A 10,247-nucleotide genomic window follows, 5' to 3' on the forward strand; every position below is an offset into this window, starting at 1 on the left:
ACGCGCGCCGGATGGGAATAATGCCATCGCCGCAGACGCTAGCGCGCAAACCGCTTGGCCCCGGCCACACAGCCGATCACCGCGACTGTCACCAGCACCATGCCCAGGCTGACCTGCTCATGCAGCAGGCCCGCCGCCAGCGCCAGGCCGAAGAACGGTTGCAGCAACTGCAACTGGCCGACCGCGGCGATGCCGCCCTGGGCCAGCCCGCGGTACCAGAACACAAACCCGATCAACATGCTGAACAGCGCCACATAGCCCAGGCTCAGCCACGCCGGCAGGCTGATGCCAGTGAAGGTCGGCGGCGCGAGCATCAGGCTCAATGGCAGCGCCACCGGCAACGACACCACCAGCGCCCAACAGATCACTTGCCAGCCGCCCAGGCTGCGCGACAGCTTGGCGCCCTCGGCGTAACCCAGGCCGCACACCAGCACCGCCAACAGCATCAGCAGGTCGCCGGCCGGTGCGGCGCTCAGGCCCTGGGCGACGGCATACCCCATCACCAGCGCGCTGCCCAGGATCGAAAACAACCAGAACACCGGGCGTGGCCGCTCACCGCCGCGCAGTACGCCAAAGAGCGCCGTGGCCAGCGGCAACAGGCCGATAAACACGATGGAGTGCGCGGACGTCACGTATTGCAGGGCCAGTGCCGTCAGCAAGGGGAAGCCGATAACCACGCCGAGGGCGACGATGACCAGGGGCAGCCATTGCGCGCGTGTTGGGCGTTTTTCCTTGAAAAAAGCCAACAGGCACAACGCCAACACGCCGGCCAGGGTGGCGCGCAGCAGGGTGAGGAACACCGGCTCGAATTCCATCACCGCCAGGCGCGTCGCCGGCAACGAACCGCTGAAAATCACCACGCCGATAAAGCCATTGATCCAACCCTGGGTGCTGTTGGCCAGGGGATTGAACGGTGAGGTCTGTTCCATGAAGGGGGCCCGAAAAAAGGAGAGGTTGCGTGCGGGCCATGCTAGGCAGGAAGATTAAGACAATCAAAAAATTGTCATGGATACATCGCCCATGCCCCGCGCCCGTTACAAAAACCTGGTCGACACCTTCGCCGAGGACATCCGCAGCGGCAGGCTGTCGCCCGGCGAGCGTCTGCCCACCCATCGCCAATTGGCCGCGCGCCACGGCCTCGCGCTGGTCACCGCGAGCCGCGTGTACAGCGAGCTGGCGGCGATGGGCCTGGTCAGCGGTGAAACCGGTCGCGGCACCTTCGTGCGCGAGATCTCGCTGCCGCCGGGGCAGGGCAGTGGGCAGATGAATGTGGCGCCGGGCATGCTGGATCTGAATTTCAACTACCCGTCATTGCCGGGCCAGGCCGAGCTGCTGCGCACGGCATTGCGTCAACTGGCGCTGTCGGGCGATCTGCAAGCGTTACTGCGTTACCAGCCCCACGCCGGGCGCCAGCATGAACGCGCGGCGGTGGCGCGCCATCTGCTGAGTCGAGGGCTGACGGTCGAGGCCGACCAGGTGCTGCTGGTCAGCGGCGCGCAACATGGGTTGGCCGTGACGCTGATGGCGCTGCTCAAACCGGGGGATGTGATTGCCGTCGACGCGCTGACCTATTCAGGCTTCAAGGTGCTGGCCGAGACCCTGCACCTGGAAATGCTGGCGATCCCGCTCACCGCCAGCGGCCCCGACCTCGATCATCTGCACAGCCTGTGTCGCAAGCATCCGGTCCGCGCGGTGTATAGCATGCCGACCGTGCATAACCCGCTGGGTTGGGTGATGAGCCTGGAGCAACGCGAACACCTGGTAGCCATCGCCCGTCAGCACAACCTGATGATCATCGAGGACGCGGCCTACGCATTTCTGGCAGAACACGCGCCACCACCGTTGGCGACCCTCGCGCCGGAACGCACGGTGTATGTCGGCGGCTTTTCGAAAAGCGTCGCCACCGGCCTGCGGGTCGGCTTTGTGTCAGCCCCGGCGGCGTGGGTGAAGGCCCTGGAACGCAGCATCATGGCCACGACCTGGAATGTGCCGGGAGTAATGAGCGCGATTGCCGTGGCCTGGCTCGACGACGGCACGGTGGCTCAACTGGAAGCACAGAAACGCCAGGATGCCCGGGCGCGCCAGGCATTGGCGGCACAGGTGCTGAAGGGGCTGACGTACATCAGCCATCCTTCGTCGTATTTTCTCTGGTTGCCCCTGGCGGAAGAGGCCCGCGCCGATCAGATCGCCATGACCTTGCAGCGCGAAAATATCGCCGTGTCCACCGCCGAACCGTTTGCCGTATCCGCCCATGTACCGCATGCGCTGCGCCTGGCGTTGGGCTCGGTGGACATGACGGCGCTGCGCGAGGCTTTGCTGGCGGTACGCAAGGTGGTGGCGTGGTGAGCCGAGCTTAGGCGGCTCACCATGCGTGCTGACGCTATCCGGCACTTCCTGCTTAAGTGGCACATCGCTATGCTACGGCGAAAACAACAAACCGCCTTGTGAGAAAAAATGGAATTTAATTGGCACAGCGACCCCATCACCCGCAGCACCCCGATCACCCCGCGCTACAAAAACACCCAGAACGTGCGCCGTTTCATGCTTGAACACTGCGGCCCGGGGTTTAAGTTCGACCGCGCATTCATGGCCTGGATTCGCAACGACACGGCCAAAACCCTGGGCGATATGGTGGATGAGTGGCAGCGTCGAAACGCCGGCTTATGATTACTCAAGGCATGGTGGCACTGGTTAACTACGGCATCCATTTGACGCCAGGCCTGCTGCTGTTCGGCGCGTGGTTCGCGCTCACACCCAGGTCGATGACGGCGATCCGCATCCTGGTTCTGTTGGCGGCGTTTGTGCTGATGCGCGATGCGATGACGCCGTTGCGCATGTGGGCGCTCAGTGACGATGTGCAGATAGCATTCACCGCCAACACCTTTGTGCTGGCGGCGCTGGGCGGTCTATCGCTGTTGCTGGTTGCCGGGCTCGCGTGGGTGGCGCCGGACTTGTCGCGGCTGGTCTTGTGGTCCAAGGGCAATTGCGCCGTCGGACTGGCGAGGGGCCTGGCGGTGGGCTGCCTGATCGGCGTACCGCTGCGGCTTTACCAGGGCGTGGATACGCAAGCGATCCACGACTACTGGGTGTGGTTGCCAGGCATGGTGGTATTGGCCTATGGCGCCAATGCGTTGGAAGAGGTGTTGTTTCGCGGTTATCTGCAGGGCTATCTGGAGCAACAACTGACGCCACTGCGGGCGGCCTTGATCAGCGGCGTGGCGTTCGCGGCCTGCCATGCGTTCCTGGCCCTGAGCGTCACTCAATTGGGCTGGCCGGTGTTGCTGTTTACCCTGATCGAAGGGCTGGCCTGCGCGTTGTTGCGCATGCGTCATGGTGTGTTGGCCGCGACGCTCGCCCATGGCACGGCGATCCTGTTGATTGCCGTGCCTCTGGTTGCCTGAGTGAGCAGCGCAACCAGGTGGGAGCGGTGGCTCCCACCTTTGGACCGCGCGTCAGCGTGGCGTGAGTGCCGGCGTGCGCGGCGGAACCAGGCGTTTGCTGCCGGTGGCTTCATACGCTGACGCCAGTTGCAGCAACCTGGAGTCATCGTAGGCGCGCCCGGCAAAGGTCAGCCCGACCGGCATGCCGATATCCGCCATCACGCCCATCGGCACGGTAACGGTCGGCACGCCCAAGTGGCGGATGGCAAGGTTGCCGTTGGCCACCCACACGCCATTGCTCCAGGCGATGTCGGCGGACGCTTCGTTCACATCGGCATCGGCAGGGCCGACGTCGGCGACGGTGGGGAAGATTACGGCATCGAGGCCGAGCTTATCCATCCAGTCTTCGAGGTCGATGCGCCGGGTCTGTTCGAGGCCGCGCAGGCCGTCGGGCAGGGTGCTGATCTGGTTCCACGGGGTGATCCCGCGTTGGGCCATCCGCACGTATTCGTCCATGCCGGCGGCCAGTTCGTCTTCACGGTTGGGCAAGGTGCCGGGGTCATGGGGGAAAATCTTCGGCCCGTCGACATCCGCCAGGCGGTTCAGGCTCGGGTCGTTATTGGCGCGCAGGAAGTCATCGAAGGCCCACGCGGACAGTTCCCACAACTCATCGTGGAGGAACTCCTTGGACACCAAGCCACGGGTAAACACCGTCGGCGCGCCCGGGCGGTCGCCTTCGCAGTTGGACACCAGGGGGAAGTCCACTTCGATGACTTCGGCGCCGGCCGCCTCGAGGGCCTGGCGCGCGGCTTGCCACAGGGCGATGACGCTGGCGCGGGTGATGATCTTTTGCCCGGTCGGGCCACCGATGCCGGGTTTCTCGCTGGTGCCGGCGTCGGGGTCGGCGTTGATGTACATGCGCGGTACGCCAAAGCGTTTGCCGGCGAGGGATGCGGCGGTCGCGGCCAGTTCAGCGTAAGCCGCCGGGCGCACCGAAGCGACGCTGGGGATGGGCACCCAAGGTTGCAGGCGCCACAGGTCGCCGCGGGTGTCGGGGTCTTCGGCGACCACCACGTCGAGTACTTCCAGCAGGTCGGCCATGGTGCGCGCATAAGGCACCACCACGTCCATGGTGGGGGTCAGCGGCCAGTTGCCGCGCACCGAAATCACCCCACGGGACGGGGTATAGGCACACAGGCCGTTGTTGGACGCCGGGCCGCGCCCGCTCGACCAGGTTTCTTCCGCCAGGCCGAATGCCGCGAAGCTCGCGGCAGTTGCGGTGCCGGCGCCGTTGGACGAGCCGGAGGCAAACGGTGCCGTCAGGTAGGCGGCGTTATACGGGCTTTCCGCGCGGCCATACACGCCACGCTGCATGCCGCCATTGGCCATCGGCGGCATGTTGGTCTTGCCCAGGCAGATGGCACCACCGGCCCGCAGCCGTTCGATGCTGAAGGCGTCGCGCTGGGCAACCAGCTTGGCGAACGCCGGGCTGCCGGACGCCGCCGTGAGGCCCTTGACCAGGTAACTGTCCTTGGCGGTATAGGGAATGCCGTCGAGCGGTCCCAGCGTTGCGCCCTTGGCCCGGCGCGCATCGGACGCCTCGGCTTCGTCCAGGGCTGCGGGGTTGCGCACCACCACGGCATTCAGCGCGGTCGCGGTCTGCGCGCCGTCGTAGGCGTCGATCCGCGCCAGATAAGCCTGGACCAGTTCGACGGCCGTGGTCTGGCCGGACTCAAGCGCCGCGCGCAATTGGGCAATGGAGACTTCGGTAACTTGCATCAGGTTTTTTTCGCCGCCTTCAAGTGGGGGTATGGCGGCAGTCTACGGACAGATATTTCACAAAACCAGCGCCGCATGACCTTCGAAAGCGCTGCGCATGACCTGCCATGTGAAGTCGTCGGCGGGAATCAGATGCTCGATCCGCAGCGAGGTGAGGGTAATGTCCTGGGGCATGCCGAAGGTGGTGAAGGTCGATAGAAAGTTCAGCTCGCCCTGGGTCGAGCGCACGCGGGTCAACACCAGTGGCGGCATGTCGCTGGGCAGCTCGGTGTGGGCGGGCACCGGCAGGCTGGCCAGCAGCGCCGCCAACGATGGGTTGGTCAAGGCCTCGCGGGTTGCCCGTTGCCAGGCGAGGGTGCGGATCTCTTCGGCGTTGATCAGGTGATCGCCCAGGCCGCCCGATTGCAGCAGGGTGCTCAGCAGGTTCACGCCATCGGCGGCGCCCGGGTCGATCCCGACCAAGCCAAAGAGCACGGCAGTGCTGGTGTTGGCCGCCAGCACTTGCCACTCACTGCCGAGCAGAATCGCCGGGGCGGGGTTGTTGGCGTGCAGCACATGGCTCACCGCTTCGCGAATGGCCGCCATGGCCGGCGAGGCGAGGGGGGTGGCGGCATAACGCGGGGCAAAGCCGGCGGCGAGGAATACGCGGTTGCACTGGTCGAGGGGCACCTGCAGCGCGCTCAGCAGATTGTGCAGGGTGCCGGGGCTCGGCTTGGCGCGGCCGGTTTCCAGGCAACTGAGATGACGCTGCGAGACTCCGGTGATCAGGGCCAGGTCGAGCTGGCTCAACTGCGCCTGGCGGCGTAGCCGGCGCAAGTGTTCGCCGGCGGTAGCAGGATTGTCCATGGCGTGACCATGACCTCCGAGGTCATTGCGAGGGGCTGAACCTTATCACTATCGTGGGCCTCGATCACTTCAAGGAAGAGACCATGCACAGACCCTTTATCGCCCTGGCCGGTTTGCTCGGGTTTTCGCTGTATACGCTGATAACGATGCTGACCGCGGAGCAGTCGCTGCTGGCGTTTGGCCGGCAATTGCTGTCGCGCCCGGACACCGCGCAAGTGGTGATCGACCTGTACCTGATGGCGCTGCTGGCCTGTGTGTGGATGTACCGCGACGCCCGGCGGCGTGGGCGGTCGGTGGTGTCGGTGCTGCCTTACTGGGTGCTGACGGCGCTGTTCGTTTCGGTGGGGCCGCTGCTCTATATCGTCATCACGGGGTTGCGGGATGAATGAGCTATTGCGTGTCTACGCACTGTGCGTGTTGATGCTGTGCCTGAAGATGCTGGCGATTTCCTGCTATCAGGGTTTTTTCCGCCTGCGCGCGCGGGCGTTCACCAACCCCGAAGATGCGGCTTTCTTCAACCGTGCGCCGCAGCCAGACGAACTGCCGCAAGTCGGCCGTGCCGCCAGGGCGTGGGCCAATGACCTGGAGAACATTCCGCTGTTTTTTGTCCTCGGCGGGCTGTGTGTCGTGGCGGGCACCGCTTCGGTAGCCACGGGTGTGCTGTTCGGGGTTTTTACCCTGGCGCGGGTGACACACACGCTCATGTACCTGATGGAGTGCCAGCCCTGGCGCACGCTGGCCTATGGGGTGGGCGTGGCGTGTCTGATCGGGTTGGGCGCGATGCTCGTGTTGAACATGATATGAAGGGCACCGGCGTCCTCAAGCGCTAGCTGTAGGCGCCGGCCCCGTGCGATCGAGCCGCCGGATGCCCCGGCAGGCTCAACCGATCAAACGCCTTTGGTCGACGGCAACAGAATCGTCAGAACCCCCAGCAACGGCAGGAACGAGCACAGCGTGTAGACGTACTCGATGCCATGGCTGTCCGCGAGCAACCCCAGCAATGCCGCGCCGATACCGCTGAAGCCGAACATCAGGCCAAAGAACACGCCGGCGATCATCCCGACATTGCCCGGCACCAGCTCCTGGGCGAAGACGACGATGGCGGAGAACGCCGACGCCAGGATGAAACCGATCACCACGCTGAGCATCGCGGTCCAGAACAGGTCGACATACGGCAGGGCCAGGGTGAACGGCGCCGCGCCGAGGATGGAGAACCAGATGACGGTCCTGCGTCCGATCCGGTCGCCGATCGGTCCGCCAAAGAAGGTGCCCGCGGCCACCGCGCCGAGGAACAGGAACAGGTAAAGCTGGGAACTGGCGACCGACAGGTTGAATTTCTCGATCAGATAGAAGGTGAAATAGCTGGTCAGGCTGGACATGTAGAAGTACTTGGAAAACACCAGCAAGGCCAGCACCACCAAGGCAGAGGTCACGCGGCCTTTCGACAGGCCGTGGGTGGCTTTGCTGCCTTGCTTGAGCTTGAACAAATTGAGGTGGTTGCGGTACCAGCGGCTCAAGCCATACAGCACCAGGATCGCGAACACCGCAAACAGGCCGAACCAGGCGATATGCCCCTGGCCGTAGGGAATGACGATCGCCGCCGCCAGCAGTGGGCCGAACGCGCTGCCAGCGTTGCCGCCGACCTGGAAGGTCGATTGCGCCAGGCCGTAGCGCCCGCCGGAAGCCAGGCGGGCCACCCGCGACGTTTCCGGGTGGAAGGTCGACGAGCCGACGCCGATCAGCGCCGACGCCAGCAGGATCGCCGGGAACGTGCCGACAAACGCGAGCATCAGGATGCCAATCAAGGTACACACCATGCCCGCCGGCAGCAGCCAGGGTTTGGGGTGGCGGTCGGTGTGGTAGCCGATCCACGGTTGCAGCAGGGAGGCGGTCAGTTGGAAGGTCAGGGTGATCAGGCCGACCTGGGTGAAGCTCAGCCCGTAGTTGGCCTTGAGCATTGGGTAGATCGAGGGCAGCACGGCCTGGATCAGGTCATTGATCAAATGCGCCAGGGCGCAGGCGCCGAGGACGCGCATGACCAAGGGGCTGACTTGGGGCGGGCTGGAGGTGGCAGCGGGAGACGCGGTCAAGGTCGACATGCAGGCATTCCATACAAGGCAGTGAACGACGGGGACGGGCAGCGATGATTTAAACCGCCGCTCCATGGATGAACTCGGCGTTTATGCTAGATTTGTCGAAAACGCCTGTCTCGCGAAATTCGGGCAGCAAACATCGCAAAAGAGGCGGAGCCATCAAAACACTGGATAAATTTCTGCGGGATATCGATGAGGGCGAGTGGGCCGTCATCAGCTCGGCCACCGACTATCCGGAGAGCTGGGTGATCCCCGACCATAGCCACGAGAAGCATCAACTGCTGTACGCCACCGAAGGCGTGATGGTGGTGCATTCGGCGCAGAATCAGTGGACGGTGCCACCCAATCGCGGCTTCTGGATGCCCAGTGGGCATGTGCATTCGCTGCGCTGCGTCGGGGCGTTGAAAATGCGCAGTGTGTTTGTGCGCCCCGCGAGTTTTCCGAACCTGCCGAGCGAAACCAAGGCCGTCAGCATTTCACCGCTGCTCAGCGAACTGATCAAGGCATCGGTCAGCTTGAAGCCGCCGTATGCCGAGGATTCGCGCGACGCGCGGATCATGCACCTGATTCTCGACGAACTGGCGCTATTGCCGGCCTTGCCGTTGTCCTTGCCCCAGCCTGCAGACCCGCGCATCCGCCGGATTTGCCTGGCGTTGCAGGACGACCCGGGCGATGCCTCGACCGTGGCGGATTGGAGCGAGCGCCTGGGCCTGGACCAGACCACCATCCAGCGCCTGTTCCGCCGGGAAACCGGCCTGACCTTCGGCCAGTGGCGCCAGCAAGCGCGGTTGCTGCTGGCACTGGAGCGCATAGCCGTGGGCGAGAAGATCATCGATGTGGCATTTGAGCTGGGCTATGAAAGCCCGAGCGCCTTTACCAGTATGTTCAAGAAACAGTTCGGCAAGACGCCGAGTCATTTCTTCCGCTAGCGCAAGACGCTGTCGAGCGCTAACACGGCGGGGTGCTTGCGCACACGTCCAGCAGGCCGTTGAAGGCGTCGACGTCCAGCGGTCGGCTGAGGAAGTAGCCTTGGCCTTCGTCACAGGCCACCGCCTTGAGCAGTGCCAGGTGTTCGGCAGTTTCGATTCCTTCCGCGGTGACTGTCAGCGACAGGGCGCGTCCCAGGCCGACAATCGCCTGCACAATGGCCTTGTCATCGGCGCTGTCCTCCAGCCGGTTCAAGAAACTGCGGTCGATTTTCAACCCGTCGAACGGGAACGCGCGCAAGTAGCTCAGGGAGGAATAGCCGGTGCCGAAGTCGTCCATGGCGATGCGGATACCCAGGTGCTTGAGGGTGTGCATGACTTCAAGCGCGCCGACGGCATCTTCAAGCATCACGCTTTCGGTGATTTCCAGCTCCACGCGCGTTGGCTCGATGCCGGACTTATTCAGGGCGTACCGCACGCGCTCCACCAGGTTGCCGCGCTTGAATTCGGTGGGTGACAGGTTTACCGACACAAACAGCTCATCCGGCCACTGCGCGGCGCACGCGCAGGCGGTTTCCAGCACCCAGTCGCTCAGCGAGAGGATCAACCCCGACTCCTCGGCAATCGGGATGAACGTGTCCGGTGCGATCAGGCCACGCTCCGGGTGTTGCCAGCGCACCAGCGCTTCGGCGCCGACCATTTGCCCGTCGCTGATGCGATAGCGCGGTTGAAAGTGCAGACGCAGCTCTGCGTGCTTGATCGCAAACCGCAGGTCGCTTTCCAGGCGACGCCGTTCGATGATCCGCGCGTTCATTTCGCCGGAGTAAAAACGCCAGGTATTGCGCCCGGCGGCCTTGGCTTCGTACAAGGCAATATCGGCGTAGCGCAGTAACTCGGTGACGCCGTTGGCGTCATTGGGCGCGAGGGCGATACCGATACTCGCGCTGATGAACACGTCCTGCTCGTCGACCCTGATCACCCGCTCGACGGACTCGATCAAGCGCCGGCACAGGGCTTCGACTTCGTCCTGGGCGCCGGCATCGATCAGGATCAGTACAAATTCATCACCGCCGACCCGAGCGACCAGGTCACCGTGGCGCACGCAATCAGAGAGGCGGCTCGATACCTCATTGAGCACCCGGTCGCCGGCGGCATGCCCGAGCAAGTCATTGACCGGTTTGAACCGATCCAGGTCCAGGCTGAGCATGACCAAAGGGTGGGTG

General features: G+C 64.2%; 11 protein-coding genes. 6 read left to right on the top strand and 5 right to left on the bottom strand.

Annotated elements, in window-relative coordinates; all coding sequences use genetic code 11:
- Nucleotides 1-38: 38 nt before the first annotated feature.
- On the bottom strand, nucleotides 39-929 hold the full coding sequence (locus AC07W0_RS13800; protein ID WP_102617551.1) for a DMT family transporter: 891 nt from the start codon (nucleotides 927-929) through the stop codon (nucleotides 39-41).
- 91 nt (nucleotides 930-1,020) lie between these two features.
- On the opposite strand from AC07W0_RS13800, the gene AC07W0_RS13805 reads away from it, so the two are divergent.
- The 3 genes from AC07W0_RS13805 to AC07W0_RS13815 all read left to right on the top strand — a co-directional run bounded on the left by AC07W0_RS13805 (nucleotide 1,021) and on the right by AC07W0_RS13815 (nucleotide 3,401).
- Nucleotides 1,021-2,346, top strand: a complete 1,326-nt coding sequence (locus AC07W0_RS13805; RefSeq protein ID WP_046490998.1) for an aminotransferase-like domain-containing protein — start codon at nucleotides 1,021-1,023, stop codon at nucleotides 2,344-2,346.
- Between the two features lie 108 nt (nucleotides 2,347-2,454).
- Nucleotides 2,455-2,667 carry a DUF6434 domain-containing protein gene (locus tag AC07W0_RS13810; RefSeq protein ID WP_102617550.1) on the top strand — a complete coding sequence of 71 codons (213 nt, stop codon included), beginning with the start codon at nucleotides 2,455-2,457 and terminating at the stop codon, nucleotides 2,665-2,667.
- Nucleotides 2,664-3,401 carry a CPBP family intramembrane glutamic endopeptidase gene (locus tag AC07W0_RS13815; RefSeq protein ID WP_102617549.1) on the top strand — a complete coding sequence of 246 codons (738 nt, stop codon included), beginning with the start codon at nucleotides 2,664-2,666 and terminating at the stop codon, nucleotides 3,399-3,401. The genes AC07W0_RS13810 and AC07W0_RS13815 overlap by 4 nt, the downstream gene beginning before the upstream one ends.
- Nucleotides 3,402-3,452: 51 nt before the next feature.
- Here AC07W0_RS13815 and AC07W0_RS13820 read toward each other — a convergent pair whose 3' ends face one another.
- Nucleotides 3,453-5,162 (bottom strand): amidase, encoded by a 1,710-nt coding sequence (locus AC07W0_RS13820; protein WP_173677809.1) that lies wholly within the window; start codon nucleotides 5,160-5,162, stop codon nucleotides 3,453-3,455.
- Between the two features lie 54 nt (nucleotides 5,163-5,216).
- On the bottom strand, nucleotides 5,217-6,005 hold the full coding sequence (locus AC07W0_RS13825) for a helix-turn-helix domain-containing protein (RefSeq protein ID WP_102617547.1): 789 nt from the start codon (nucleotides 6,003-6,005) through the stop codon (nucleotides 5,217-5,219).
- Between the two features lie 83 nt (nucleotides 6,006-6,088).
- Here AC07W0_RS13825 and AC07W0_RS13830 point away from each other — a divergent pair, with 83 nt between their 5' ends.
- Nucleotides 6,089-6,394, top strand: a complete 306-nt coding sequence (locus tag AC07W0_RS13830) for a DUF2834 domain-containing protein (protein ID WP_102617546.1) — start codon at nucleotides 6,089-6,091, stop codon at nucleotides 6,392-6,394.
- Complete coding sequence (locus tag AC07W0_RS13835; RefSeq protein WP_102617545.1) at nucleotides 6,387-6,809, top strand: MAPEG family protein; 423 nt, start codon at nucleotides 6,387-6,389, stop codon at nucleotides 6,807-6,809. Before AC07W0_RS13830 ends, AC07W0_RS13835 begins: the two co-directional genes overlap by 8 nt.
- Before the next feature lie 83 nt (nucleotides 6,810-6,892).
- Here AC07W0_RS13835 and AC07W0_RS13840 read toward each other — a convergent pair whose 3' ends face one another.
- Nucleotides 6,893-8,104, bottom strand: coding sequence for an MFS transporter (locus tag AC07W0_RS13840; RefSeq protein WP_102617544.1), 1,212 nt, complete (start codon nucleotides 8,102-8,104; stop codon nucleotides 6,893-6,895).
- Between the two features lie 83 nt (nucleotides 8,105-8,187).
- Here AC07W0_RS13840 and AC07W0_RS13845 point away from each other — a divergent pair, with 83 nt between their 5' ends.
- On the top strand, nucleotides 8,188-9,027 hold the full coding sequence (locus AC07W0_RS13845; protein WP_102617543.1) for an AraC family transcriptional regulator: 840 nt from the start codon (nucleotides 8,188-8,190) through the stop codon (nucleotides 9,025-9,027).
- A 19-nt stretch (nucleotides 9,028-9,046) separates the two neighbouring features.
- On the opposite strand, the gene AC07W0_RS13850 is transcribed toward AC07W0_RS13845, so the two are convergent.
- The coding region (locus tag AC07W0_RS13850; protein WP_146013168.1) for a putative bifunctional diguanylate cyclase/phosphodiesterase at nucleotides 9,047-10,247 on the bottom strand (1,201 nt) is incomplete at its 5' end.

It is taken from the genome of Pseudomonas sp. GW704-F2, from assembly GCF_059423025.1.